Below are 24664 nucleotides of genomic sequence, written 5' to 3'. Positions count from 1 at the left end.
GGGGGGGCTCCGCCCCCCCCCCCCCCCGGCCGCACATGCCGTACTCACCGCGCGTCAGGCGGGGGCGAAGACCGCCCGCACCGTCTTGCCGCCGCGCCGGTCCGGCTGCACGCTCCACCGCTGGGCCAGCGCGTGGACCAGGGCCAGGCCCCGGCCGGACTCGGCCAGCGGCGCGAGGGGCCGCAGCTCCGGAAGGCCGGGACCCTCGTCGCGCACCTCCACGATCAGCTCACCCGCGTCCAGGCGCAGGCTCATCCGGCAGCGCTGCTCGCAGGCCCGGGTGGCGTTCGTGACGAGCTCCGACACCACCAGCTCCGCGTCGGCCGCGGTCTCGTCGGTCCGTCCCGCCAGGAACGACCGGGTCAGACGGCGGGCCCAGCGGGCCGCGTTCGAGCCGCGTGGCATCAAATACTCCACGCGTGCGGCACGCCGTTCGGTGCTCCGGGGCGCACGCATGACGATCACTTCCTCTCGTAGTCTCCAGCACGGATCTTTCCGCGGCGCCGGGTGCCGCCGCGGCGGAGCGTGGCCGGCAGCCGGCGCCGCGGAGACGGGCCCGCCAGCGCGTGGTACCCGTGCCCGATGCGCCGGCCGATCAGGATGTACGCGATCAGCGCGCCCGTCGTGTTGAGGATGACGTCGTCCACGTCGAACGCGCGGCCCTCCACCAGCGCCCCCTGCGCCAGCTCCACGAGCACCATGACGAGCGCGGTCAGCAGCAGCACGCGCACCATCCGCATCCGCCGCCCCACCAGTACCGGCAGCAGCAGGCCGAACGGAGCCCCGAGCAGCAGATTGCCGCCGATCTGCTTGCACGCGGCCAGGAAGGTGTACGACTGCGCGTACTGCCGCAGCGAGGCACCCGGCCGCAGGTTGGACCCGGCGATCTTGTCGGACGCCGGGGACGGGGTGAGTGTGAGACGCGCCAGCACGGCGGAGAACGCGACGAGGGCGGCGAACGCGGCAAGTGCCACCAGCACCCGCGCGACCACCCGCCACCAGTTCCCCGGACGGGCCGAGTCCGCTTTACGGGGTCCTTCCGTCACCGATGTCATGCACCCCGTGTGCCCGGCCCGGGCCGGAACACGCCGACTGGCGGGCAGTCAACTCTCGTCGGTGGGATGGGCCAGTGTGTCGAGGTACCGCTCCACGGCGGACGACGACGCGCCGCCCGCGCAGCGCACCCGGCCCACCTGCGGTATCGGCGTCTTCCCGAGCCGAAGGGCCTGGGCCTCCAGGGCCTCCGTCAAGTGCCGCCGCCCCAGGGCCCGTTCGGTGGCCGTACGGCGTACGTACTCGATGACCGTCACCCCGAGGTGGTCCGCGTGCCCCTGGACCGCCTCGTACTCGTCGGGCGTGAAGAGTTCCCGCAGAAGCGCAGTACCGTCCATGGCCGCATGATGCCGCCCCGGACCGCGGCGCGGGGACGGACGGCATATTCACCCCCCGTTCGCGTGATGTCCGTCCCGCGGTCGGGCGACGCCACCGGGTGGTGGGGTGGACCCCCGCCACGGATCTCCGATAAGTTAGGCAAGGCTTACCTAATGGAGGTTCAGGATGGGTGTCCGACAGATCGCCGGTGCCGTGCCCACCACGGCGACCCGCGCACGCTCCGTGCTCGCCGCCGCGTGGAGCTGCGGCGTCACCACCGACGTGGGCCAGGACGACCTCGTCGGCGCCCACCGCGTCACCGAGGGCGCGACGGTGCGGATCGGGCCGCCGCCCGACAGCGTGCTCGCCGCCGCCGTGCTCTGCTCCCCGCACGGCCGCCCCACCGCCCTCCTGGAGTTCGCCGACGCGGCCCCCGTCCCCGTCCGCGACCGGGTCCGGGCCCGGCTCTGGCTCTCGGGCGAACTCGTCCCCGACGGCGAGGACCTCGTCCTGCGCCCCGGACGCGCCGTGCTCCAGACCCGCACCGAACGCCTCGGCATCGACCTCGGTGAACTCGCCGCCGCCGCGCCCGACCCCCTCGCCCTCGCCGAACCCCGCCTGCTCACCCACCTCGCCGACGCGCACCCCGAGGCCGTGGAACAGCTCACCCGGCTCATCGCCCCCGACAGCCTGCACGGCGTCGTCCGCGTTCAGCCCCTGGCCGTCGACCGGCACGGGCTGACCCTGCGCCTGGAGCGCGCCCGCGGCCAGGCCGACGTCCGCATCCCGTTCCACAGCCCGGCCGACGACCTGACCTCGCTCACCGAGCGCATGCACTGCCTGCTCACCTCCGCGCAGGCGCTCAGCCGCCGCCGGAGGTGACCTTCTCGCGCTCGGCGGCCCGCTCGGGCCCGGCCTGCGTCCTGGACTGCCGGAAAGCCCACTCCATGCGCGGCTCGACGACGTACCGGAAGACGCGCCGCACCGGGTTCGTGCACAGCAGCGTGATGCCCGTGACCGCCGTCGCCGTCACCGCCAGCTCCCCGAGCGGCGTGTGCAACCAGGGATGGCCGTACCAGCCGCCGAACCGCGCGGACTTGATGACGAAACCGTGCAGCAGGTACGCGTAGATCGTCCCGGTCCCCAGGGCCGTGAACCACAGCCGGCGTCCCGGCACCCACGCCAGGAAGCAGGCCGTGAGCACGAGGGCGAGGACGAAGAGGGCGGGTGTCGCGAACAGCCCCGCCCACGCGGGCACCCCGCGCCCCTCCACCGCCCCGCGGTGGTAGAACCACCCGGCGTCGAACCATGGCGCCACCTTGTACGCCGTCCCCAGCGCGACCAGCGCCACCGGCACCGCCGCCCACCGCACGCGCCAGGTACGCAGCCGCGCGAAGTGCTCGGGCCGCAGCACGAGCCCCACCACGAAGAACGGCAGGAACTGGACCACCCGTTGCAGCGCCAGGTCGCCGCCCGCGTCGGGCATCATCGACACGCCCGTCGCCAGCGCGAGCGAGACCGGCACGGGGTGGCGCAGCTGGAGCCAGAGCGGCGTCGACAGCCGCCAGACGAACAGCGCCACCAGGAACCACATCAGATACCAGGGGTCCAGCAGGCTGATCGGATAACCGGGGTCGTCCTGCCGCCACCGGTAGAACAGCGTGTAGGCGACCTCGAAGACGACGTACGGGACGACGACCCCCGTCACCAGCCGCTTCAACCGACCCGGCGCCATGTCGAAACTGCGGGAGAAGTACCCCGACACCAGCGCGAACGCCGGCATGTGGAAGGCGTAGACGGTCAGGTACACGGCCGTCACCGCGCGGCTTCCGTACGTGAGCGGCTCCCACGCGTGCCCGCACGCGACGAGCACGATGGTCAGGTACTTCACGTTGTCGAAGTACGACTCGCGTGCCCTGCCGCCGCCGGATATGCCGTGCGCTGCCTGCCGTGCCATCGCGCCGCTGCGCCCCTCCTCGTGCCGGACCACGCCTGCCGCCTGCCCCGTGCCGACCGTTCCATGACTGCGGCTGGGACACAAGCGCGGTGCCGGGACGCGCGGGACGCCGGCGGGCGGCCCGGGTCAGACGGCGGTGTAGGCGCCGTCCACCAGGTGGTAGCTGCCGGCCACGAACGAGGCGCGGTCCGAGAGGAGGAAGGCGATCAGCTCCGCGACCTCCTCGGCCAGACCGAGCCGGCCCGCCGGGTGCAGGCCGACGAGACCCGCGTAGGCGGCCTGGTCCATCTCCTTGAGCAGCGGCGTCTCGATGAAGCCCGGGCCGACCGCGTTGACGCGGATGCCCTGGGCGGCGTACTCGGCGGCGGCCGTCTTGGTCAGGCCGACGACGCCGTGCTTGGCGGCCACGTAGGCGGGGGAGCCTGCGAAGCCGACCGAGCCGAGGATGGAGGCGACGTTCACGATCGCGCCGCCCTTGCCCGCGGCCGCCATGACGGGTAGCTCGTAGCGCATCGAGTAGAAGACGCCGTCGAGGTTCGTGCGGATGACGCGGTCGTAGACCTCGATGTCGTACGCGCCGGTCGGGGCGCTGGCACCGCCGATACCGGCGTTGTTCACGGCCAGGTCGAGGCCGCCGAAGGTGTCGACGGTGAACCCGACGGCGGCCTCCACGGAAGCGGGCCGCGTCACGTCGAGCGTGACGGCGGCGGCCGCGACGCCCTCGCTCCGCAGCGCCTCGGCGGCCTCCTCGGCGCCCTGCTCGTCGTAGTCGGCGATGACGACGTTCGCGCCGCCGCGGCCCAGGCGGCGGGCGGTGGCCAGGCCGATGCCGGAGGCGGCGCCGGTGACCAGGGCGGTGCGGCCGGCGAACTCGGTGGCGTAGTCGGTGAGGCGGCCGGTGGTGGGGGTGGTGCTCATGGTGCGTGTCACTCTCTGCTTGCGGGGTCGGAGGTCGCCGCCGAACGGGCGGCCTCCCCGATGAGTCCGTCGTAGGCCCGCGTCACGAGAGCGGCGAGGTCCCCGGCGTCCTGGTCCGCGCCGCGCGCCCAGGTGCGCAGCGCGGCGGTCAGTACCCCGGCGGCGGCGCCGACGACGACCTCGGGACGCAGGTCCCGGGCGGGGTCGGTGCCGAGCCGGCCGGCGATGATGCGTACGGACTCGTCCTGGGCGTCGACCCGGATGCGCTCGTACGCGGCGAACAGGGCGGGCTCCGTGTCCAGCGTGGCGTACAACTGGCGCAGCCCCGGGCGGTGGTGCCAGCCGGGCGTCTCCCGGTCGGCCAGCCAGTCCGCTACGGCGTTGCGGTAGGCGCGCAGCGGGGGTTCGTCCGCGGGCCTCTCGCGCAGCGCGGCGTTGATCCGCGCGCCGTCCGCGCGGGTGAAGTCCAGCGCCGCGTCCTCTTTGCCGGTGAAGTGCCGGCTGAAGGTGCGGCGCGTGACGTCCGCGCGCTCGGCGATCGCCTCGACGGTCACGTCCGCGAGCCCACGCTCGAGCACCAGCTCGACCGCGGCCTCCGCCAGCGCCTCCCGGGTCCGGCGTGCCTTGACCTGCCGGCGGTCCTCGGGGGGCCGGGGGGTGGTGCCCTCGTTCGCCTTCATGGTTTCAGGGTACACCTTTATGTCCCGATGGGACATGAGTCCCGTCGGGACATGCGCGGGCCGGACATGGCCGGGTCAGGCGTGCCAGTGGCCGTGCAGGGCGGCGGTGGTGAACCCCGGGCCGTAGGCGACCGCGGTGCCGCGGGCCCCCGGCCGCGGCGGCTCGTCGTGCGTACGCTCCAGGACGCGCAGCACGCTGACGCCGCCGAGGTTGCCCTCGTCGGTGAGGGTGGCGGTGGAGTGGCGGGCCGCGTGGTCGTCGAGGTCCAGCGCCGCCGCGGTGTCGGTGATGATGCGGGGGCTGCCCGGGTGGATCACCGCGAAGTCGCTGCGGCGCGGGCCGAGCCAGTCCTGGAGCACCGGCAGCACCTCCTTGCTCGAGTTCCGGCCCTGCTTGGTGGAGTCGAAGTGGATGCCGTCGGCGTCGATCCGGCCCGCGAGGCGTTCCGCGGTGTCGGGGAGGATGTGCTCGAAGCTGTCCTCGATCGCGAACCCGGCGGTGACCGGTACGTCGCTCACGACCGCGGCCGCCGCCGAGTCGCCGAACAGCGCCTTGTAGATCATCGATTCGATGGTGCTGTCACTGTGGTGATAGACGGCGGAGAGGATCTCCGCCGCCACCACGAGCACCGTGCTGCCCGGCCGGGCCGCCACCATCTCGGACGCGCGGACCAACGATTTGGTCCCGCCGGTGCAGGCGGCCGATGTCACCGCGAGAGCGCGGGCGCTCGGGCGCATCCCGAGCCGGCTCATGAGGGCGACGTCGAGGTTGGGCACGGACCAGCCGGTGGAGTGCGTCGTGACGATCGCGTCGACGTCCGTCGCGACCAGTCCCGCCGTGTCGAGCGCGAAGACCGCCGCCTGTTCGGCGAGTTCGAGGGCATCGGTGAAATCGGTCCGCACCCGCGCGGTGATCCCCACGTCACCCGAGACGGTGCCCTCGTCGAGGGGCCGGCTGAAGTACCGGGTTCGGACGCCGCATCCGGCGACCGCCCGCACGAGAGCGTTGAGGCGCGGGTGGGCGCCGTGATGGGCGCGAATGTCGTCGATGATCTCGGAGGTCGTCACCTTGTGGGCGCCGAGAACGGTTCTGGGTCGGGATATGTAGGCAGGCATCTGTGAAGGCTCCCACTGGCGAAGGGGCGTGGGGGGCGCTCCAACGTACGTCACCACAAGGCGAGTCAGAAGAGCGGACGCTCACTTGGCCTGCAGCGCGGGCATGCGTGGATGGGTGTTGCGGACGCCGTGGTGGAAGACGAGGATCATCAGCCGGGCGCCGGGAGTGGTGAGCGGCTGGGCCGCGCACATGGTGGCCCAGCCCGATCCCCGGTGCGGGTGCAGCAGGGGCCGTTCGTCACCGTCCGGGTGGACGGCCGCCCCGCCCGCCTCGTAGAGCGCCGCCGAGACCGGGTCGGAGAGGACCTCCTTCTCGATCTGCCGCAGCGTGTCGTCATCGGGCCGGGAGGCCAGCGCCGCGCGCAGCTGTGGCATCACCAGGGGAGCCCACGAGTTGCGCCAGTCCTTGAGCACGACCCGGGCCTCCGGCTCCAGGAGCATCCAGCGCATCGTGTTACCGGGCGGGCGGCCGCTCGGGAACAGCTCCACGAACTCCCGGTTCCAGGCGAGCAGATCCCAGGACGCGTCGGTCACATACGCCATGTGACGCATGCCGTTGACCGCTTCCTGCCAGATGCCCGGGACCTCCTTGCCCGATGAGTCGTACAGCGGCCCGGGCGGATCCTGGAGCAGGGCGTACCGGCACAGCAGCACCCACTCCTGCTCGTTCAGGCCGAACAATCGGGCCACGTCGCGCAGCAGGTCCGTCGGCGGGCTCGGGTAGCTCCCCGACTCCAGCCGGTGGTACGTGCCGAGCGTCCGGTGCAGCAACTGGTCGACCTGGTGCTGGGAGAGGCCGGGTGCGCGCCGCCCCTGGCCCGTGGGGCGTTGGAAGCCGTGGGACTCGGGGGCTATGAGGGCGCGCCGTTCACGGAGCAGGGCGCGGAGCGCCTTCTTGTTCATGGTGGGTAATCCCTCTTCGTACACGCCGAGTTGAGCGTGTGCAGTCTAAATACTCCCATCGCCTTTGGTAATAAACATTGCCCGAAGAAAACGATCAGACACTCCGTCATGATGGCTCGTGCGGGGTTACCCACCTGCCGGTTTCATCGTCTGTGAGCACGTAGACACAGGGATGAGGCACCTGTGCCAGGCCGCTCGAAAATGGCCGAAATTTCCCGGCGTCGGGTAACTCAAGAGCCTTCGGGCTGTTCGCGTGAGCGGTAGCGGGACCGGGCCACTGAAATTGCTCGATGTGGCCGGAAAATGCGTTGCACGACGCACGTCCCGCTCTCGTCGGCGAGCGAGGCCCGGAGGTCACTGGCTGCGGTCGGTGCCGTCACTCGCCATTACGTAGCGGCCACGGCACCGACCGCGCCCGGTCTTGCCCGGCCACCCGGGCGGCCGCCGAGCCGGAGTATGGCGAGAACCACGCGGTGCGCAGGACGCCGGAAAGGCGACGGCGCCGCCCGCCGCGCCACCCCTCCGGGTTCTCAGTCCTCCTTGCGCAGCCCGCGGACGTAGTCCTCCGCCGCCGCGTCCAGACCGATGTCGTGCTGGGCCCGCTCGGACAGGTACCAGCGGTGCTCCAGCAGCTCGTGGTACAGCTCGGCCGGGTCCCCCGCGGCCGGGATCCGGTCGCGCACCGCACGGACCGTCGGACGGAACACGTCACGCACCCAGCGGTGGGCGAGGACCTCGGGACGGGCGCCCGGCGCGTCCTCCTGCGTCGCCATCCAGCTCTCCAGGTCGCCGAGGAGCCGCCGCGCCTGGTTCTCCTCCGCATCCATGCCGGTCAGCCGCAGCAGCTGGCGCTGGTGATGGCCCGCGTCGACGACCTTCGGCACGAACGTGACGGTGTCGCCGTGCGGCGAGCGGGAGATCTGCATCTCCGCCACGTCGAAGCCCAGATCGTTCAGCCGGCGGATGCGGCGCTCCATGTAGTGGTGCTTGCCCGCCGGATAGACCGAGGTGCGGGTCAGCTCGCTCCACAGGTTCGCGTACCGCTGCCCTATCTCCGTGCCGAACTCGACCGGGTCGATGGACGGGTGCAGCGCGCCGGACGCCTCCAGGTCGAGCATCTCGCCGCTGATGTTCACCCGGGCCAGGTCGATGTCGTAGGCGCGCTGCCCGTCACTGAGCGTCGGGTGCAGCTCGCCGGTCTCCGCGTCCACCAGATACGCGGCGTACGCGCCCGCGTCCCGCCGGAACAGCGTGTTGGAGAGCGAGCAGTCGCCCCACGCGAACCCCGCGAGGTGCAGCCGGACCAGCAGCACCGCCAGCGCGTCCATCAGACGGTGCACCGTGGTCGGGCGCATCGTCGTCTCGAACATGGACCGGTAGGGCTGGGAGCCGCCCAGGTGCCGGGTGATCAGGACCGGCTCCAGCGGGGAGCCGTCCGGCTGCTCGCGGCCGGTCACGACGGCCAGCGGATCGACCGCGGGTATCCCCAGCCGGTCGAGGGTGCGCAGCAGTTCGTACTCGCGCAGCGCCGGACGCTCGGCCAGCTCCTTCACGGCGACGACCTCGTCCCCGGCGCGCGCGTAGCGCACCACGTGCCGCGAGATGCCGCGCGGCAGCGGCACGAGATGTTCCTCCGGCCACTCCTCCAGCGGGATGTGCCACGGCAGGGCGAGCAGGAGCACCGGGTGCTCGGGGTTGGTGGCGCTGATCTGGAGCGGCATGGTCACCAGCGTAGAGGGCCCGGACGGGCGGCCCCGGCCGCGCGGGTTCAGGCGCCGCGGCCGGGGCCGTCCGCCGCCATGGACCGCTCCGCCGCCGCGAGGATCTCGGTCAGCCGCAGCCCGAACCGCGCGTCGCACGGCGCGGCCGCTCCCGTGCGCGCCGCTTCCCGCAGAACGTCGACGGCCGCGGCAAACGACTCCTGCGCGGCGCCGCCCGCCGGCATCGTGAACACCCCGTCCGGGCCCCGCAGTTCGACGGTGGAACCGGCCGCCGCGCGCGGCGCCGTCAGGCTCAGGGCTGCCGTGCTGGAGGCGCCGGAGGCGTGCCGCAGGACGAGGTGCACGGTGTCACCGGCGCCGTGCCGAGCCGTCACCTCCACCACGTCGCCGAGGACCGGCAGCAGCACGGAGAGGGCGTGCGGGCCCACGTCCCACAGGGCGCCGCGCTCGGCCCGCCAGGGCGTGGAGGCCCGCACGGCGGTGTCGTCGCCGGGTGTGTACAGGGCGCCGTACCAGTCGGCGCGTCCGGTGAACCAGTCCGTGACGGCGGCCTGTTCGGCGATCCACGCCGCGGGGGCGGGCGCGTAGCGCAGCGTGCAGAAGACGGCCGAGGCGACGCCCGCCGCGTCCGCGGCCTCCACCACGGCGCGGGCCGCGGCCGGCTCCGTGGCGACCGGCTTGTCGAGCAGCAGATGGCAGCCGGCCGCCGCGGCCCGGGCCGCCAGCGGTGCCTGCACGTCCGGCGGCACGGCGAACGCCACGGCGTCGCACGCCGCGAACAGCGCGTCCACCTCGTCGTAGGCCGTGGCGCCGTGCGCCGCCGCCAGTTCGGCGGCGGCCTCGGGGCGGCGGCCCCAGACGCCGGTGAACTCGGTGTGCGGATGGGCGGCGAGCGCCGGGGCGTGGGTCCGCCGGGCCCAGGGGCCCGTGCCGACAAGTCCGAAGCGCAGTACGTCGGTCGAGATCATGAGGGGCAGTATCGCCCGCTCGGACCGGCGGCCGCGGCGCCGGCGGGGCCGGGGCGTGGCGCGGGTGCCGGGATCCCGCCGGGCGCAGACAGCGGGGCGGGCGGTGGTGAATAATGATTCACCTCATGGGTGAATGCGTATTCACCCTTTCTCCCGGCGCCGGTCCCGGCCCGCGTCACCGAGCAGGAGACCCATGGACTCCGCTGCGATACCCGTGCCGCCGCGCCTGCGCGAGCGCCTCACCGTGCCCGTGCTCGCCTTCGGCGGCATCCTCATGGCGGTCATGCAGACCGTCGTCGTCCCGCTGCTGCCGGATCTGCCCCGGCTCACCGGAGCCTCCCCCGGGGCCGTCTCCTGGATGGTCACCGCGACCCTCCTCGCCGGCGCCGTCCTCACCCCCGTCCTCGGCCGGGCCGGCGACATGTACGGCAAGCGGCGCGTCCTGCTGATCGCGCTCGCCCTGATGACCGGCGGCTCCGTGCTCTGCGCGCTCACCTCCGACATCCGCCTCCTGATCGCGGCCCGCGCGCTGCAAGGCGCCGCGGCCGCCGTGGTGCCGCTGTCCATCAGCATCCTGCGCGACGAACTCCCGCCGCACCGCACCCACTCCGCGGTCGCCCTGATGAGTTCCACCGTCGGCATCGGCGCCGCCCTCGGACTGCCGCTGGCCGCGCTGATCGTGCAGTACGCGAACTGGCACGTGATGTTCTGGGCGACCAGCGCGCTCGGCGCGCTCGGACTCGCCCTCGCCTGGTGGGCGGTGCGCGAGTCGCCGGTCCGGGCACCCGGCCGCTTCGACGCCCTGGGCACCGCCGGCCTCGCCGCCGGCCTGGTCAGCCTGCTGCTCGGCGTCTCCCAGGGCGGGCAGTGGGGGTGGGGCAGCGCCCGCGTCGTCGGCCTGTTCGCGGCCGCCGTCGTGATTCTCGGCCTGTGGGCGTGGCAGCAACTGCGCACCGCGAGCCCCCTGGTGGACCTCCGGCTCGCCGCGGGCCGCCGCGTCGGACTGCCGCACGTCGCGGCGTTCTTCACCGGCTTCGCGTTCTACGCCAACTCGCTCGTCACCGCGCAGCTCGTCCAGGCCCCCGTCGCCACCGGCTACGGCCTCGGCCTGTCCATCGTCGCGACCGGGCTGTGCATGCTCCCCAGCGGCGTCATCATGCTGCTGTTCTCGCCGGTCTCCGCCCGGATCTCCGCCGCTCGCGGCCCGCGCGTGACGCTGGCCGCCGGCGGCGTCGTGCTCGCCCTCGGGTACGCCGTACGGATCGCCGACAGCACCGACCTGTGGGTCATCCTCGTCGGCGCGGCCGTCGTCTCGACCGGGACGACCCTCGCCTACTCGGCGCTGCCCACGCTGATCCTGCGCGCCGTCCCGCCGGGCGCGACCGCCTCCGCGAACGGCGTGAACGTCCTCATGCGCACCATCGGCCAGGCCGTCTCCAGTGCCGCCGTCGCCGCGGTCCTCGTCCACCACACCACCCGGGTGGGCGGCGCCGAGGTACCGGCCCTCTCCGGCTACCAGCTCGCCTTCGCGATGGCGGGTACGGTCGCGCTGGTGGCCACGGCCGTCGCCCTCACCGTCCCCGCCGACCCGGCGTCCCCGGCCGTCGGCGCGGCCGCCCCGGCCATCGCCACGAAGGGAGCCTGACGTGACGAGCCCGGCCCGCGCCGACGCGAAGGGAGCCGGCGCGGGCCGGCGCGACGCCGAGGCGACCAAGGCCGCCATCATGAAGGCCGCCCGGTACCTGCTCGCCCGGCACGCCCACGGCGACATCACGCTCAAGGCGGTCGCCGAGCGGGCCGGCGTCAGCCCGCCGCTCGTCCTCAAGTACTTCGGGAACAAGGACGCGCTGTTCACCCGCGTCATGGATTTCGAGGCCGACGTCGAGGCGTTCCTCGACGCGCCCCTCGCCGCTCTCGGCGCCCACATGGTGCGCCACGTCCTGACCGGCCAGGCCGAGCGGGGCGCCGACCCCGTCCTGCGTATCGTCTTCGCCCCGCTCCAGGGCGAGCAGGGCGAGACACTGCGGGCCAACTTCCGCTCCCAGGTCAGCGGCCGCCTCGCCGAACGCCTCCCCGGCGAGGACGCGGGCCTGCGCGCCGAACTGGCCGTCTCCATGCTGCTCGGCCTCGGCGTCATGTACGGCATCGCCCGCGGCCCGCACGTGCGGGCAGCGACCATCGAGGACATCGTGGCCCGCTACGCCCCGGCGGTCCAGACCCACCTCACGCCGTGACCGGCCCCGGCTGTTCCAGGGCTAGGAGGGGCCGGCCCCTGACGATGCAGGCCGCCCGCAACGTCCAGGGGCGCGGGGAACCGCGCGCCCAGCCCCCACTCACCCGCACCGCACGTGCAGCGGCTCGAACCCGACCACGGTCTCGACCTCATCGGCCCAGCGCACCGTCACCTCCTCACCAGCGACGACAACCTCGCTCACCGACTCGGCGAGCCCCGCACCGGACTCCCCACCAAGGGCGGCCAGCGCCACGAAGACCCCGTCCCCCTCAAGCCCGGCGGAAAGCCGCGGCACCCGCACCCACGGCTCGTACGCCGTCCCCTCCGGCGCCCGCACCGAGTCCAGCTCACCCCACCCGTACAGGCCCACCAGCTCGGAGCGGAGCGCCTGCGTGGCCCACCCGGTGAGCGTCACCCGGGCGCCGTGCGGGGCTCCCACCACCCGGTGCACGCGCAGCTCATGGCGGCCGCGCGCCACGGTCACGCTCTCCACCCGCAGCCCCGGCACCATCGGCGGCCCCGCGGGGAAGACCGGCCGGTGCCAGGACGCCGCCCAGCCCCAGCCGTCGCCCTGGCCCGCGCCCAGCGGACGGATCCGGCGCCGGGTGCTCACCACCCCGCCGACCTCGACGCCGAGATGGTTGTCGGCGGCGTTGGTCCGGGACGTCGGCCCGGTGTGCGTGGAGTACGCCTGGCGGCCGTAGAGGACGTCGTCCTGCGCCGCGGCCTCGCCCTCGTGCGGGCGGACGTGGTCGCTGCCGTGGTTGTGCAGCCGCACGATCCCGTCGTCCCGCGTCGACTGCACCAGCAGCCCCGGCGCGGGCAGCGCGAGCACCCGGTCGGGGCCCTCGCTCGGGGCCGCCTCCTCCGGCGCGGTCCACAGCGGGTCGTCCGCCGGGGCGAGCAGCGCCACGAACCCCTTCGACGCCCAGTACGGGGACGCGGGCCCGGAGTACGGCTGGAGCGTGGCCGCGTGCGGGCCGTGCCAGCCCAGGCTCAGCAGGCCCTCGTCCGTGACGCCGCCCCGGTCGAGGAAGTAGCGCAGGGCGCCACTGATGAGGCGGCGCGAGACACCCGGTGCCAGCGGGGTGTGCCCGGTGACCGCTCCGGCGCCGATGGCCGCCGTCGCCGCGAACCGGTAGGTCAGCGAGCGCCCGAAGTGGATCGGCGCGCCGTCCCCGCCGAAGAGGAGGGAGAAGCCCTCCAGGTGCGCCCGCAGCCGGGGTCCGAAGCGGGCCGACAACGCCGTGTCCCCGGACAGATGGGCGTGCAGCAGCGGATACAGGTGCAGCGCCCACCCGTTGTAGTGGTCGAAGGCCCGCCCGTCGCCGTCCGCGTACCAGCCGTCGCCCCGGTACCACGTCTCCATCAGACCGAGGGCGCGCTCCATGGCGCGCGCCGTGGCCGCGTCGCCCCGGCCCACCGACTCCAGGAACGACGCCACCATGAAGGGGAAGAGGTACCAGTTGTTGGGCGCGGGCGTGTGGTCGATCGCGCCCCGCAGCCACGTCTCCGCCCGGTCCTGCACGTCGCCGTCGAGCCGGTCCCACAACCAGGGCCGCGTCAGCGTCAGACCGAGCGCCACCGACGCCGACTCCACCATCGGCTGGCCCTGTACGTGGTGGTCGAGGATGAGCGGCCACGACTCGGCGTCGTCCGCACCGGGCGTGCGGGTGCCCGCGGCGAGGCCGCTCGCGTACCGCTCCAGCCAGCCGTGCGGGTCCTTGCCGTCGGCGCCCGCGACCCGGAAGGCGGCCGCCAGGAACGTCCGCGCGTACCCTTCGAGGCCGTCCGAGCGGACCCCGGAGGCGGAGGGCCGGCCCGGCAGGTCGAGGAGCGCGCCGCCGGGGGTGGCCCAGCGCCACGCGGCGGTGAGCAGACCGTCGGCGACGGCCTCCCAGTGGGCGCGGGTATAGCCGGTGTACGGGCTCAGCGCCCGGTCCTCCGCCGGAAGGTCGAAGGGGGAACGCGTGCCACCAGTAACGGTCATGCCAGGAACGCCAGCCTTTCGCGTCGTACGGGGTGGGCGAAACCGTCGCCCGCGGCCCAGCGGGCCAGTTCGCCGACGGCGGTGTCGGCGAGCCGCTGCCACTCGTTGCCCTGCGAACCGGCGAGGTGCGGGGTGATGAGCGCGTTCGGGCACTCCCACAACGGGTGGTCGCGGGGGAGGACTTCGGGGTCGGTGACGTCGAGCACGGCCCGGATGCGGCCCGCCCGTACCACGTCGGTGAGCGCGTCCTGGTCGACGACCGCGCCGCGCGAGGTGTTGATGAGCGCCGCGCCGGGCCGCATCGAGGTGAGCAGCTCCCGGCTGACGAGCCCGCGCGTGGCGGGCAGCAGCGGCGTGTGGACGCTCACCAGGTCGCTCCGGGTGAACAGTTCGGGCAGCCCCACCCCCTCCACGCCCAGCTCGGCCGCCTCGGCCGGGGTGACGTACGGGTCGTGCAGCAGCACCTCGAAGTCGAAGGGCCGCAGCAGTTCGATGACCCGGCGGCCGATCAGCGACGCGGACAGCAGGCCGACGGTCCGGCGGTAGTTGCCCACGTCGTGCGAGGTGAGCAGCCAGGCGTCGCGGGCGCGGTCCCGGCGGAAGTCGCGGGCGCGTTCCAGGACGTGCTTGCCGTGCAGCAGGAGCATCGCGAGGGTGTACTCGGCGACCGGCAGGGCGTTGGCCGCGGCCGCCGAGGTGACCTCGATGCCCCGCTCCCAGCAGGCGTCGGTGACGTGGCCGCGCACCGAACCGGCCGCGTGCACCACGGCCCGCAGGCGCGGCGCCGCGGCGAGGACGTCCGCGTCGAGCGGCGGGCACCCCCACCCGGTGACCAGGACCTCCACGCCGGCGAGGAGTTCCTTGGCGCGGACGGTCGTCAGATCGTCCAGGACGGGCAGGGGAGCCAGGTCGCAGACCTTCGTGAGCGCGGCCATGGACCGCGGCGCGAAGACGGCCGCCGCGGCCTGGGGAGACATGGCCAGCGCCGCGCGGGGCTTGCTCACTTGACCGCTCCCGCCGTCAGGCCGGAGCGCCAGAACCGCTGGAGGAAGACGAACGCGAGGACGAGGGGGAGCACCGCGAGGAGCGAGCCCATGATCACCACCGGGTAGTACTCGGGAGAGACGGTCGCCTGACTGTTCCACTGGAACAGGCCGAGGCTGACCGGGTACAGGTTCTGGTTCGACAGCATGACCATCGGCAGGAAGAAGTTGTTCCAGATCGAGGTCAGCTGGAAGAGGAAGATCGTGACGAGCCCCGGCCCGAGCATGCGCAGCGCGACCCGGACGTACGTCGTCAGCTCGCCGGCGCCGTCGACGCGCGCCGCCTCCAGGACCTCGTCGGGGACGTAGCCCTGCGCGAAGATGCGGCCCAGGTAGACGCCGAACGGGTTGAACAGGACGGGGACGAACACCGACCAGAAGGTGTTCACGACCCCGGTCGCGGACGCGATCAGATAGAGCGGCAGCGCGAGCACCGTCTGCGGCACCATCACCGCCGCGAGCACCAGGCCGAACAGCTTCTCCTTGTGCCGGAAGTGGTACTTGTCGAACGCGTACCCGCAGGCGACGCTGATCATGGCGCCGAGCGCCGCGCCCAGCACCGCGTAGAGCAGGCTGTTGCCGTACCAGCGGCTGTACAGGCCCCCGTCCATCGCGAACAGGTCCTTGACGTTCTGCACCAGGGAGAAGTCGCCGAAGGACAGGATGCTGCTGCTGAACAGGCCGTCGCGGGACTTCGTCGCGGCGAGCACCAGCCACAGGGCGGGCAGCAGGGTGTAGAGGACGGAGATCGCGACGACGACGTTGACGGTCGCCCGGCCGAGCAGCCGGGGCCGCAGCAAGGTGGAGTCCGTGGCACTCATCGGGCGTTCTCCTCGGCCGAGTTGACGCGGTTGGTCCAGCGGGTGACGCCGTAGGAGACGGCGATCGTGATGATCAGCAGGATCACCGAGGCGGCGGCCGCCAGCGAGTAGTTGTTCCGGCTGAACGCCGCGTCGTAGATGTACATGCTCGGGGAGAACCGGGCGCCGATCATCTGCGAGGCCTGGTGCAGCAACGCCGGTTCGGTGAACAGTTGCAGCGCCCAGATCAGCGTGAACATCGCGACCATCACGATGGAGGAGCGCACCAGCGGCGCCTTCACCTGGAGCGCGGTGCGCACCGGGCCCGCGCCGTCGACCACGGCGGCTTCCAGGACCTCGCGGGGGACCGCCTGCAGAGCCGCGTAGAAGACGACCATGTTGTAGCCGAGGTTGCTCCACAGGGCGATGTTCACGATCGACGGCAGCGTGGTGTGCAGGCCGAGGAAGTCGACGGTGAGGTCCGCCTTGCCGAGCACCTCGATGATCGGGCTGATGCCCGGCGTGTACAGGTAGAGCCAGATCAGCGCGCCGATGATGCCGGGCACGGCGTGCGGCAGGAACAGGCCCAGCTGGGCCCAGGAGCGCAGCCGCACGACACCCGAGTCCAGCAGTAGGGCGAGTGCGAGCGAGCCGACCGTCATCAGCGGGATGTAGATCACGCAGTACAGCGCGACCGTGCCGAGCCCGGACAGGAAGGACGGGTCCGTGAGCACGGAGGTGTACGAGCGCAGGCCGACGAAGACCCGGTGCTCGGGGCCGAAGCCGAGCCCCGGCTGGTCGTCGCTGAAGAAGCTCAGCCACACCGCCGTGCCGACCGGGATCAGGAAGACGAGGGTGAGCAGGGCGAAGAACGGGGCCATCAGGACGCCGGCCGCGCCGCCTCTGCGGCGTGCGGCCGCGCGGCGCGCCGTGTGCCGGGATCCGTCCGCCTCCCGCGGGGGCGCGGCCGCCACCGGGGCCTGTGCCGTCGTGGTCATGGAAGTCACCTGCCTTTCGGGGTGCGGACGTTCACGTGGTGTGCTGGGTGGTGGTGAGGCCGAGCGCCTTCAGATCGGGCATCGTGCCCTCCTGGGCCGCGCGCATCGAGGACTCGAGCGTGCCCGAACCGGCGGCCGCGCGGGCGAACGCGTCCTGCATGACCTGGCCGGTGGCGGTCATCCGGGGCCCCCACACCCAGCCGTCGCCGATCTTGTGCGCCTCCTGCTCGAACAGGGTGTAGATGTCCTGGCCGCCGTAGTACGCGCGGTCGAACGCGGAGCGCCCCACCCCGATCAGTTCGGTCGCGGCCGGGTACTGGCTGCTGGCGCCGCTGGACAGCCGGGCCTTGAGTGCGTCCGGGCTGGAGACCTGCCACTCGATGAACTCCATCGCGGCCTCGGGGTGCTTGCTGTCCCGGGTGATGGCGAAGGTGGAGCCGCCGTTCGTGCCGAGGGACGGCCGCTTCGGGTCCCACTGGGGCTGCGGGGCGATGCGCCACTCGCCCTTCATCTCGGGGTGGGCGTTCATCTGCGCGCCCGCGTCCCAGGCCCCGCTGTGCCGGGTGAGGATCAGGCCGCCCGCGTTCTGCGCGTCGTTGGCCCGGCTGTTGGGGGAGTTGACGTAGACGAGGTCGTCGTCGATGAGCCGCTGCCAGTACCGGGAGACCCGCCGGGTGGGCGCGTCGGCGAGCGAGACGTTCCACGCCCCCTTCGACGTGTCGAACCACTGGGCGCCGGCCTGCCAGCACCACCCGGAGAACTGGCCCATGTCCGTGGAGAAGACGGTCACTTTCCGCTTGCCGCCGGTGCGGCGCACGGCCCGGGCCAGATCGGCGTACTCCTCCCAGGTGGTGGGCACGTCGAAGCCGTACCTGGCGAACAGGTCCCTGCGGTAGTGCAGCACCATCGGCTCGACGTCCAGCGGCACGCTGTAGGTGCGCTTCTCGAACGTCGTGAGGCCGAGGGCCTGCGGCAGCAGCTTCGACCGGAGCCTGTCGCTGATCATGTCCGTGATGTCGCGGGCGACGCCGTCGATGGCGTACCCGGGGACCTGCGGGTACTCGATCGTGGCGACGTCCGGGGCGTTGCCCGCCCGGGCCGCGTTGCTGAGCTTCAGATAGCCGCCGGACGGTCCGGAGGGGATCTGCTCGAAGACGACCTTGATGTGGTCGTGGGTCTGGTTGAACGCGTCCACCACTTCCTGGCTGCCGCGCAGCGCGGACCAGAAGGTGACGGTCGTGGTGGCTCTGGTGCTCTTGGTACCGGACTTGCTGCTGCTCCCGGATGACGCGCTGTCGGATCCGCTGCAGGCGCTCAGGGCGCCCGTCAGCGGCAGCGCGGTGATCGCGGCGAGCACGGATCGACGGCTCTGTCGACCAGGCATGGGCGCCTCCCGCGGCTCCTGCGTGTTCGAGTCACGGGAATACTGATCGGCTGAGCAGACGCGGTCAATAGATCGATCAGAGGAAAATGAAACGGTCAAACGCTCAATTCGTGGGAGGTGTCGGCCCCGGCACCGCCGCGGCACCGCCCGGCGCCCGGGTCGAGCCGCGGACCTTCAGCTCGGGCAGCAGCTCCAGGCGCCGCACCGGCCCCGCCGGTCCCCGGCCGCCGAGCCGGCGCAGCAGCAGCTCCGCGGCGGCCCGGCCGACGTCCGCCTTCGGCGGCGACACGGCGGTCAGCGGCGTGCTGCCGAGCGCCGCGACCACGTCGTCGTAGGCGATCACGGAGCAGTCCTCCGGGACGCGCACCCCGCTGTCCCGCAGCGACTGCACCAGCATCAGCGCGTCCACGTCACCGTGGAGCACCGCGGCCGTCGCCCCCACCTCCGCGAGCAGCGCGGGCAGTTCGATGCCCTCCTGCGCGCTCTCCGCCTCCGGATCGGGAGCGGCGCCGGGCGAGCTGAGGGCGAGCGCCCATTTGTCGACATCGGGGTGGTCCGCCGCGATCTCGGTGAACGCCGCCCGCAGGGCGCGCGCCGTCGGGCTGTCGTCGCGCGCGGCGAGCACGATCCGCCGGTGGCCGAGGCCCGTGAGGTGCTCGACGGCGAGATGGATGCCGTACCAGTGATCCGTGCAGACGGTGTCCACGGCGTGCAGCGCGCTGCCCCGCCGCGGCCTGCGCTCCATCACCACCGCCGGCACCGCGAGCCGGGCCAGCCACGCGTAGTCCGCCTCCTCCGTGGCGCGGCTGCGCCAGCGCGGCGCGATCAGCAGGCCCCGCGCCCCCTGCGCCAGGGCCCGCTCCACGAGCGGCTGTTCGGCGCCCGGCGCGGTCGGCGCGATGTGCAGCGCGATCCGCACGCCGGCCTCTTCGAAGGCGGTGCGGGCGCCGTGCAGCGTCTCGTAGAGATAGGCGTGCCGCTCGGGCACGACGAGGGCGACCGGGCCGCCGTCCGCCGCCGGCGGGGCGGCCGGCACCGCGGTCTGCTCGGTCTCCGGCAGCACCGGACGGGCCACCCCGTGCCCGCGCCGCAGCTTCCCCTCCCGGGCCAGCTCCTCCACGTCACGGCGGACGGTCACCACCGAGACCGCCAGCTCCGCGGCGAGCTCGCTGACCCGGGTCGCGCCGCGCGACCGCACGACCGCGAGTATCCGCTGCCGCCGGAGATCGACCGGTTCGCGCATGCTGCTGGCCCCCTCTGCACCGCTGTTCGTTTGAGCGGTTCGCTGAACGCTTCGGCCGCAGCATAACCAGCGGGCGCGGGGCGCGGTCAGCCCCCGGCGCCGACCGGTTCCGGCGGGAGGCGGTCGAGGACGATACCGAAGTACTGGTCGTAGGCCCGCAGCACCGCGGCGTCTGTGGGCAGCTCGGTGCGGGTGCGCTCCGTGCCGTGGGTCGTGGTGAGCGTATGACCGCTGAGGGTGAGCCGGCCGTCCTCGGTCAGCAGCGAACAGACCAGCGACCGGGTGAAGTGCGAGTCCGGCGAGGTCCGGTGGTACCAGGCGCCCGCCTCGAAGTCCCGCAGCACCCGCGGGCGCTGGTCGAGCAGGTACTGCGGCTCGCCGTCGCGCAGCACCAGCAGATCGCCGCCGTCGGCCTCCTCGACGCGGAACGTCCCACCGGGATCGCGCTGCTCACCACGCTCCCCATAGGCCAGCGGGAAGTGTGTGTGCGTGCCGAAGCCGATGTCGGCCAGCCAGTCGCCGCCCCGCGCGTCGCGCACCCGCAGCGCGAGATGGTCGTAGGGGATGCCGGGCCGCCCGCCCTCGCCGACGCCGCGCGCCTGGAGCAGCGTCACCTGGAAACCGACGGCGCCCAGGAGCGCGGCGAACGCGCCGTTCAGCTCGTAACAGAAGCCGCCGCGGCGCCGGTCGACCAGCTTGGCGACGAGCGCCTGCGGCGTGAGCGTGACGGCCTCGCCCAGATGGACGGAGAGGTTCTCGAACGGCACGGTGCGCAGATGGGCCAGGTGCAGCGTGCGCAGCGCCTCGGCGGTCGGCGCGGCCGGGCGCGCGGCGCCGATACGGGCCAGGTAGGCGTCGGTACGGGCGTGATCCAGGTGAGCCATGCGGACAGTCTCACCGCTCGCGCGCGTCGGGCCCCGGCCGGACCGGCAGCCGGCGCACGCTGTTGCCGACGAAACCCGCGTGGGCGGGAAGCTCCCGCGCCGGCACGGCCAGGTCGAGGTCCGGGAACCGGGTGAACAGCCGCTCCAGGGCGACCGTCGCCTCCAGCCGGGCCAGCGGCGCCCCCAGGCAGTAATGGGCGCCGTGCCCGAGCGAGAGGTGCCGGCCGCCCGCCGTGCGGCGGGTCAGGTCGAAGCGGTCGGCGTCCGGGCCATGGGCGGCCGGATCGCGGCCCGCCGCCGAGTACCCCGCGAGCACGGGGGTGCCGCGCGGGATCACCGTGCCGTCCACGGTGAGATCCCGGGTCGGGTACCGGAACGGGAAGTAGCTGACCGGGCTGTCCCAGCGCAGTGTCTCTTCCACGACATCCGTCCACGTCGCCGCACCGGCCCGCACCAGGTCCAGCTGCTCGCGGTGCCCGCACAGCGCCCGCACCGCGTTCGTGATCAGGTTCAGGGTCGTCTCGTGGCCGGCTACGACGAACAGGATCAGCGTGCCGATCAGTTCCTCCTGGCTCAGCCGGTCGCCGTCCTGCGCACGCGCCGCTATCAGGGCGCTGGTCAGGTCCGCGCCCGGCTGCGCGGCCCGCGCCGCCGCGACCCGGGCGAGCACCTCCACCATCTCCTTGTTCGCGGCGAGAGCCTCCTGCGGGGCCGTGCCGGTGGCGACGATCCGGCTCGACAGCTGGTGCAGCCGCTCCCGGAACTCCTCGTCCACGCCGAAGAGTTCGCAGATGACGCGCATCGGCAGCGGCAGCGCGAACCGGGACCGCAGCTCGACCACACCACCGGCCGCCGCCTCCCGGGCGACGGTGTCGAGCAGGTCGTCGACCAGCCGCTCCACGCGCGGGCGCAGCGCCGCCACCCGCCGTGCCGTGAACGCCCCGCTGACGAGCGAGCGCAGCCGCCGGTGGTCGTCGCCGTCGGCCGTCGTCATGCCGCGCACCGTCGCGAAGGTGCGCAGCGGCCAGCCCGGCGGGATCCGGCCTTCGGCCAGTGCCGTGAAATGCCGGGCGTCCTTGGCGACATCGGGGTGCGCGAGGAACTCCCGCAGCGCGTCGTGGCCGAGGACGAGCATCCCCGGCACGTCGCCGGGGAGCACGACCGCGGCCACCGCGCCGCGCTCCCGCAACCGGGCGTTGCGCGCGTGCGGGCAGCCGCCCGCGGGGTCGATGCGGTGCGCCGCCGCGGCGGCGGAGGGGTGCGCGCCGGGTCCGGTCTCCGTGCCGCTGTCCGGAGCGGGCGCGGCGAGGGCCCCGGCGGGTGCGGCACTCTCCGCGGCGGTCTCGGCGACGGCCCCGGCGACGGCCCCGGCAGAGGTCTCGGCGGTGGCGTCCGTGCTGGTGTCCGTAGTGGTGCCGGTGTGGTCTCGGGCGTCGGCGGAGGAGGTCACGGCGGGCTCCTGACGGGTCGGGGGCGGGCACGGGGGAGTGCCCGGCCCTGCCCGGCCCGTCCACTTCCCCCGAACACGACGGCCCCTCGGATCCTACGGCGCCGGGGACTCCAGGCCCAGGTCGTAGACCCGGTCCAGCAGCCACGCCTCGTTGCCCCGCAACCCCGCCCGGCGCAGCGCCTCGTCGGCCTCCGCGAGGGGCCCGGCGAGCACCGACGCCGTCGCGGGCGGTTCGGTGCCGGAGAGCGCGGCGCGCGCGGTGTGCAGCAGCCGCAGACAGGCCTGCGCCGCGGCCACGTCGGGGTTCTTCGTCTGTCGACCGTACTGGTTGCCGTTCCTGGTCCCGTTCATGTTCCCACTCTTGCGCACGGGTCTGACAATCCGTCTCCAATGGGGCGGCGCTAGCCTCATGGGAGCCCTGGGACACCTGCCCGGGGCGCGCACGGAAAGGAGGGAGCCGCCGGTGGCCTCGCTCGCAGTTCCCCTGTTCGACCCCGAGGCGGGCCAAGGTGCCCGGCAGCTCGCCGAGTTGGGGCTCGCGCTGGTCCTGTCCACCCTGATCGGCGCCGAACGCGCCGTCCAGCAGAAGAGCGCGGGCCTGCGCACCCACACGCTCGTCGGGGTGGGCAGCGCCCTGTTCATGGAGGTGTCGCAGCACGGGTTCAACTCCGTGCTCGCCCTGGAGGGCGTGTCGTTCGACCCGTCCCGGGTGGCCGCGCAGGTCGTCTCCGGGATCGGGTTCATCGGCGGCGGCCTCATCTTCGTCCGCCGGGACGCCGTACGCGGCCTCACCACGGCCGCCACGGTCTGGCTGACCTGCGCCATAGGGATGGCCTGCGGCGGCGGTCTGCCCCTGCTCGCCCTCGCCGCGACCGCCTGCCACTTCCTCGTCGTCCGGGGCTACCCGTACCTGACCCGGCGGGTCCCGGCGCTCGCCACCGAACGGCGCTCGGGCCTGTACCTCGCCTACCGGGTCGGCGGCAGCGTGCTGACCCGTGTCCTGGAGGAGTGCACGGGCCGGGGCTTCCGGGTCGTGGAACTGCGCGCCGACCGCGCCGACCGCACGGGCTGGGAGGAGGGCCAGGACCGCCCCGGCACGATGGCCGTCCGCATGGAGATCGAGGGAGCGTCCGCCGTCCCGGATCTGGTCGCGGTCCTGGCCGAACTCGACGGGGTCCTCGACGTGGCGTCCATGGAGACGGCGGCGGAGGAGTAGCCGGGGGAGTGGTCGGGGGAGCGGCGCGGGGCGGCCTGCTGCCGGCCGTTCTTGGGCAGTCGTCAGGCGGTCGGGGTCCGTCCGCCGCCGGTTGGCCGACAGCAGTTACGTCTGCCTGACCGGCAGCGGCTACGTCTTCGCGGACGCCGCGCAGGCCCGTGCCCTCGCCGAGCCGCCGGCCCCGGCACACCGACTCCGGTACACCGACCCCGGCACACCGGGCCCGGCAGTTCAGCGGCGCGTCAGCCGCATCCGCAGGTCCTGGGGCATCAGCGTCAGGCGTTCCGCGATCCGCAGCCGGTACCCGGGCTCCGCGTGGAGGTCGTAGCGGCGCAGGAGCAGGCCCAGCACCAAGGTCGCCTCGTGCAGCGCGAACTGACGGCCGATGCAGGCCCGGGCCCCCGTGCCGAAGGGCTTGAACACGTGCGCGGGCCGGCCCCGTACCGCCTGCGGCGAGAACCGTTCGGGGTCGAAGACTTCCGGGTGCTCGCCCCACGCCGCCGGGTCCCGGTGCAGCATCGTCGTCAGGACCAGCGCCCAGGCGCCGCGCCGCATCGGGTGCCTGCCGCCCAGCGTCGTGTCGGCGACGGCTTCGCGGGCGAACGCCGGCGCCGTCGGCCACAACCGCAGCGACTCGTCGAGGACCCGCCGCAGATAGCGCAGCTTGGCGACCTGTTCGTAGGCCGGGACCGGCGCGTCGCCCCAGACGCGGTCGACCTCTTCCTGGGCCTTCGCGAGCACCGCGCGGTCCTGCGCCAGGTAGTGCAGCGCGAACGAGAGCGCGCCCGACGTCGTCTCGTGCCCGGCGACCAGAAACGTGATCACCTGGCGGCGGATGTTCTCCGGTGTCAGCCGCTCCCCGGTCTCGGGATGCGCCACCTCCAGCATCCGGTCGAGCAGGTCACCGGGGCCGCCGCCGGTGGCGCGGCGCGCGGCGATCACCTCGTCGACCGTGCGGTTCAGACAGGCGCGGTCCGCGGCGTTGCGCCGCTCGGCGCCGCGCAGCAGGGAGGAGAGCAGCGGCGGCACCACGTTGCGGCGCTGGGCGAAGGAGAGGGCGCCCACCATCGCCGTCACGAAGGGGTGCGGCCCCTCCGCGCCGAAGTCCCGCTCGAAGGAGCCGAAGTCGTGCCCGAACCCGGTCCGCGCGATCGTCTCCAGCGTCAGCTTCGTCATGTCTCCAGGCACGTCCACCGGCCGCCCGGCCGCCTCGTTCACGTCCCACGCGGCCATCAGCTGTCCCGCGACGTCGAGCATCAGCGGGTGGTAACCCGCCATCGCGTCGCGGCTGAAGCCGGGGGCCAGGATGTCGTGCGCCAGCTGCCAGTTGGGCTCGTGGTTGTAGGCGGTGAACAGGCCGTCGCCGGCGACCGGCCGCAGGTTCGCGACGCCGAGCCCGACGTGCTTGGCGAAGCGCGACTCGTCCGCCAGCTCCGCCGCCAGCTCCGCGCCCGCCACGAAGACGATCTCCTTGCCGAACGCCTTGCGCCGGAAGATCGGACCCAGCTCCGCCGCCATCCGCATGGAGTCCTGCAAGGGAGTGCGCACGTCGGCGCCGAGCACGTCACCGAGCAGCGGTACGCGGCGCGGCGGGTGCGGGATCCGGTCCAGCCGTGTCCAGCCCTGCTCGGCGCTGCGAAAACCCCGAGGCAGCACGCCTTCCGCCCGCTGCGTCACCTGCGCCATCGTGCCCATCTCCCTTGCGCGACCTACGGGTTGAACCCGGCTCCGCACGTTGTTGGACTGTTAGACGTGGATTCAATAATGCGCCACAGTGTGGTCCGCTGTT

General features: G+C 73.4%; 24 protein-coding genes. 4 read left to right on the top strand and 20 right to left on the bottom strand.

Annotated elements, in window-relative coordinates; genetic code table 11:
• Nucleotides 1-54: 54 nt before the first annotated feature.
• The 3 genes from ABZY33_RS30900 to ABZY33_RS30890 all read right to left on the bottom strand — a co-directional run bounded on the left by ABZY33_RS30900 (nt 55) and on the right by ABZY33_RS30890 (nt 1391).
• Nucleotides 55-405, bottom strand: a complete 351-nt coding sequence (locus ABZY33_RS30900) for an ATP-binding protein (RefSeq protein ID WP_356495007.1) — start codon at nt 403-405, stop codon at nt 55-57.
• 56 nt (nt 406-461) lie between these two features.
• Nucleotides 462-977, bottom strand: coding sequence for a VanZ family protein (locus tag ABZY33_RS30895; protein WP_356495012.1), 516 nt, complete (start codon nt 975-977; stop codon nt 462-464).
• 126 nt (nt 978-1103) lie between these two features.
• Complete coding sequence (locus ABZY33_RS30890) at nt 1104-1391, bottom strand: hypothetical protein (protein ID WP_356495006.1); 288 nt, start codon at nt 1389-1391, stop codon at nt 1104-1106.
• Nucleotides 1392-1557: 166 nt separating this feature from the next.
• Between ABZY33_RS30890 and ABZY33_RS30885 the strand changes: the two genes are divergently transcribed.
• Entirely contained in the window at nt 1558-2253 is a 696-nt protein-coding gene (locus ABZY33_RS30885; protein WP_356495005.1) for a DUF2470 domain-containing protein, read from the top strand.
• Here the strand turns inward: ABZY33_RS30885 and ABZY33_RS30880 are convergent.
• The 7 genes from ABZY33_RS30880 to ABZY33_RS30850 form a co-directional block, all read right to left on the bottom strand.
• Nucleotides 2234-3328, bottom strand: a complete 1095-nt coding sequence (locus ABZY33_RS30880; RefSeq protein ID WP_356495004.1) for an acyltransferase family protein — start codon at nt 3326-3328, stop codon at nt 2234-2236. The two genes, ABZY33_RS30885 and ABZY33_RS30880, sit on opposite strands and share 20 nt — an antisense overlap.
• 126 nt (nt 3329-3454) lie before the next feature.
• Nucleotides 3455-4246, bottom strand: coding sequence for an SDR family NAD(P)-dependent oxidoreductase (locus ABZY33_RS30875; protein WP_356495003.1), 792 nt, complete (start codon nt 4244-4246; stop codon nt 3455-3457).
• Nucleotides 4247-4254: 8 nt separating this feature from the next.
• A complete protein-coding gene (locus ABZY33_RS30870) occupies nt 4255-4926 on the bottom strand; it encodes a TetR/AcrR family transcriptional regulator (RefSeq protein WP_356495002.1) in 672 nt (223 codons plus the stop codon).
• A gap of 75 nt (nt 4927-5001) precedes the next feature.
• Complete coding sequence (locus ABZY33_RS30865) at nt 5002-6042, bottom strand: PhlD (protein ID WP_356495001.1); 1041 nt, start codon at nt 6040-6042, stop codon at nt 5002-5004.
• 81 nt (nt 6043-6123) lie between these two features.
• Entirely contained in the window at nt 6124-6945 is an 822-nt protein-coding gene (locus ABZY33_RS30860; RefSeq protein ID WP_356495000.1) for a helix-turn-helix domain-containing protein, read from the bottom strand.
• A 530-nt stretch (nt 6946-7475) separates the two neighbouring features.
• Complete coding sequence (locus tag ABZY33_RS30855; protein ID WP_356494999.1) at nt 7476-8666, bottom strand: DUF4032 domain-containing protein; 1191 nt, start codon at nt 8664-8666, stop codon at nt 7476-7478.
• 47 nt (nt 8667-8713) lie between these two features.
• Entirely contained in the window at nt 8714-9634 is a 921-nt protein-coding gene (locus ABZY33_RS30850) for a Gfo/Idh/MocA family oxidoreductase (protein WP_356494998.1), read from the bottom strand.
• 193 nt (nt 9635-9827) lie between these two features.
• On the opposite strand from ABZY33_RS30850, the gene ABZY33_RS30845 reads away from it, so the two are divergent.
• Together ABZY33_RS30845 and ABZY33_RS30840 are read left to right on the top strand one after the other, a co-directional pair.
• Nucleotides 9828-11279 carry an MFS transporter gene (locus ABZY33_RS30845; protein ID WP_356494997.1) on the top strand — a complete coding sequence of 484 codons (1452 nt, stop codon included), beginning with the start codon at nt 9828-9830 and terminating at the stop codon, nt 11277-11279.
• Between the two features lie 79 nt (nt 11280-11358).
• Nucleotides 11359-11868, top strand: coding sequence for a TetR family transcriptional regulator (locus tag ABZY33_RS30840; RefSeq protein ID WP_356495011.1), 510 nt, complete (start codon nt 11359-11361; stop codon nt 11866-11868).
• Between the two features lie 99 nt (nt 11869-11967).
• Here the strand turns inward: ABZY33_RS30840 and ABZY33_RS30835 are convergent, their stop codons facing one another.
• The 9 genes from ABZY33_RS30835 to ABZY33_RS30795 form a co-directional block, all read right to left on the bottom strand.
• Complete coding sequence (locus tag ABZY33_RS30835) at nt 11968-13857, bottom strand: DUF2264 domain-containing protein (RefSeq protein WP_356494996.1); 1890 nt, start codon at nt 13855-13857, stop codon at nt 11968-11970.
• Complete coding sequence (locus ABZY33_RS30830) at nt 13854-14834, bottom strand: hydroxyacid dehydrogenase (protein WP_356495010.1); 981 nt, start codon at nt 14832-14834, stop codon at nt 13854-13856. The genes ABZY33_RS30835 and ABZY33_RS30830 overlap by 4 nt, the downstream gene beginning before the upstream one ends.
• Nucleotides 14835-14857: 23 nt before the next feature.
• On the bottom strand, nt 14858-15721 hold the full coding sequence (locus tag ABZY33_RS30825; protein WP_356494995.1) for a carbohydrate ABC transporter permease: 864 nt from the start codon (nt 15719-15721) through the stop codon (nt 14858-14860).
• Entirely contained in the window at nt 15718-16698 is a 981-nt protein-coding gene (locus tag ABZY33_RS30820; protein ID WP_356494994.1) for a sugar ABC transporter permease, read from the bottom strand. Before ABZY33_RS30820 ends, ABZY33_RS30825 begins: the two co-directional genes overlap by 4 nt.
• Nucleotides 16699-16729: 31 nt before the next feature.
• Nucleotides 16730-18082, bottom strand: coding sequence for a sugar ABC transporter substrate-binding protein (locus tag ABZY33_RS30815; protein WP_356494993.1), 1353 nt, complete (start codon nt 18080-18082; stop codon nt 16730-16732).
• Nucleotides 18083-18185: 103 nt separating this feature from the next.
• On the bottom strand, nt 18186-19325 hold the full coding sequence (locus ABZY33_RS30810; protein ID WP_356494992.1) for a substrate-binding domain-containing protein: 1140 nt from the start codon (nt 19323-19325) through the stop codon (nt 18186-18188).
• 86 nt (nt 19326-19411) lie between these two features.
• Nucleotides 19412-20209, bottom strand: coding sequence for an arylamine N-acetyltransferase (locus tag ABZY33_RS30805; protein ID WP_356494991.1), 798 nt, complete (start codon nt 20207-20209; stop codon nt 19412-19414).
• 10 nt (nt 20210-20219) lie between these two features.
• A complete protein-coding gene (locus tag ABZY33_RS30800; protein ID WP_356495009.1) occupies nt 20220-21440 on the bottom strand; it encodes a cytochrome P450 in 1221 nt (406 codons plus the stop codon).
• 312 nt (nt 21441-21752) lie between these two features.
• Complete coding sequence (locus tag ABZY33_RS30795; RefSeq protein WP_356494990.1) at nt 21753-22010, bottom strand: hypothetical protein; 258 nt, start codon at nt 22008-22010, stop codon at nt 21753-21755.
• A 112-nt stretch (nt 22011-22122) separates the two neighbouring features.
• Between ABZY33_RS30795 and ABZY33_RS30790 the strand changes: the two genes are divergently transcribed.
• On the top strand, nt 22123-22875 hold the full coding sequence (locus tag ABZY33_RS30790; protein WP_356494989.1) for an MgtC/SapB family protein: 753 nt from the start codon (nt 22123-22125) through the stop codon (nt 22873-22875).
• 231 nt (nt 22876-23106) lie between these two features.
• Here the strand turns inward: ABZY33_RS30790 and ABZY33_RS30785 are convergent, their stop codons facing one another.
• A complete protein-coding gene (locus tag ABZY33_RS30785) occupies nt 23107-24561 on the bottom strand; it encodes a cytochrome P450 (RefSeq protein ID WP_356494988.1) in 1455 nt (484 codons plus the stop codon).
• Between the last annotated feature and the right edge of the window lie 103 nt (nt 24562-24664).

It is taken from the genome of Streptomyces sp. NPDC006552 (assembly GCF_040611655.1).
In the GTDB taxonomy this organism is placed as follows: domain Bacteria; phylum Actinomycetota; class Actinomycetes; order Streptomycetales; family Streptomycetaceae; genus Streptomyces.
Note: the sequence above shows the minus strand (reverse complement) of the source record. Positions and strands in the feature narration are given on the sequence as shown.

Bases quoted from the DNA above. Each gene is read 5' to 3' on its own strand.
- ABZY33_RS30820 (WP_356494994.1), bottom strand. From the start codon at position 16,698: ATGACCACGACGGCACAGGCCCCGGTGGCGGCCGCGCCCCCGCGGGAG.
- ABZY33_RS30785 (WP_356494988.1), bottom strand. From the start codon at position 24,561: ATGGCGCAGGTGACGCAGCGGGCGGAAGGCGTGCTGCCTCGGGGTTTT.
- ABZY33_RS30870 (WP_356495002.1), bottom strand. From the start codon at position 4,926: ATGAAGGCGAACGAGGGCACCACCCCCCGGCCCCCCGAGGACCGCCGG.
- ABZY33_RS30795 (WP_356494990.1), bottom strand. From the start codon at position 22,010: ATGAACGGGACCAGGAACGGCAACCAGTACGGTCGACAGACGAAGAAC.
- ABZY33_RS30835 (WP_356494996.1), bottom strand. From the start codon at position 13,857: ATGACCGTTACTGGTGGCACGCGTTCCCCCTTCGACCTTCCGGCGGAG.
- ABZY33_RS30845 (WP_356494997.1), top strand. From the start codon at position 9,828: ATGGACTCCGCTGCGATACCCGTGCCGCCGCGCCTGCGCGAGCGCCTC.
- ABZY33_RS30840 (WP_356495011.1), top strand. From the start codon at position 11,359: ATGAAGGCCGCCCGGTACCTGCTCGCCCGGCACGCCCACGGCGACATC.
- ABZY33_RS30830 (WP_356495010.1), bottom strand. From the start codon at position 14,834: ATGTCTCCCCAGGCCGCGGCGGCCGTCTTCGCGCCGCGGTCCATGGCC.
- ABZY33_RS30875 (WP_356495003.1), bottom strand. From the start codon at position 4,246: ATGAGCACCACCCCCACCACCGGCCGCCTCACCGACTACGCCACCGAG.
- ABZY33_RS30825 (WP_356494995.1), bottom strand. From the start codon at position 15,721: ATGAGTGCCACGGACTCCACCTTGCTGCGGCCCCGGCTGCTCGGCCGG.
- ABZY33_RS30805 (WP_356494991.1), bottom strand. From the start codon at position 20,209: ATGGCTCACCTGGATCACGCCCGTACCGACGCCTACCTGGCCCGTATC.
- ABZY33_RS30900 (WP_356495007.1), bottom strand. From the start codon at position 405: ATGCCACGCGGCTCGAACGCGGCCCGCTGGGCCCGCCGTCTGACCCGG.
- ABZY33_RS30850 (WP_356494998.1), bottom strand. From the start codon at position 9,634: ATGATCTCGACCGACGTACTGCGCTTCGGACTTGTCGGCACGGGCCCC.
- ABZY33_RS30855 (WP_356494999.1), bottom strand. From the start codon at position 8,666: ATGCCGCTCCAGATCAGCGCCACCAACCCCGAGCACCCGGTGCTCCTG.
- ABZY33_RS30885 (WP_356495005.1), top strand. From the start codon at position 1,558: ATGGGTGTCCGACAGATCGCCGGTGCCGTGCCCACCACGGCGACCCGC.
- ABZY33_RS30860 (WP_356495000.1), bottom strand. From the start codon at position 6,945: ATGAACAAGAAGGCGCTCCGCGCCCTGCTCCGTGAACGGCGCGCCCTC.
- ABZY33_RS30865 (WP_356495001.1), bottom strand. From the start codon at position 6,042: ATGCCTGCCTACATATCCCGACCCAGAACCGTTCTCGGCGCCCACAAG.
- ABZY33_RS30890 (WP_356495006.1), bottom strand. From the start codon at position 1,391: ATGGACGGTACTGCGCTTCTGCGGGAACTCTTCACGCCCGACGAGTAC.
- ABZY33_RS30810 (WP_356494992.1), bottom strand. From the start codon at position 19,325: ATGCGCGAACCGGTCGATCTCCGGCGGCAGCGGATACTCGCGGTCGTG.
- ABZY33_RS30880 (WP_356495004.1), bottom strand. From the start codon at position 3,328: ATGGCACGGCAGGCAGCGCACGGCATATCCGGCGGCGGCAGGGCACGC.
- ABZY33_RS30815 (WP_356494993.1), bottom strand. From the start codon at position 18,082: ATGCCTGGTCGACAGAGCCGTCGATCCGTGCTCGCCGCGATCACCGCG.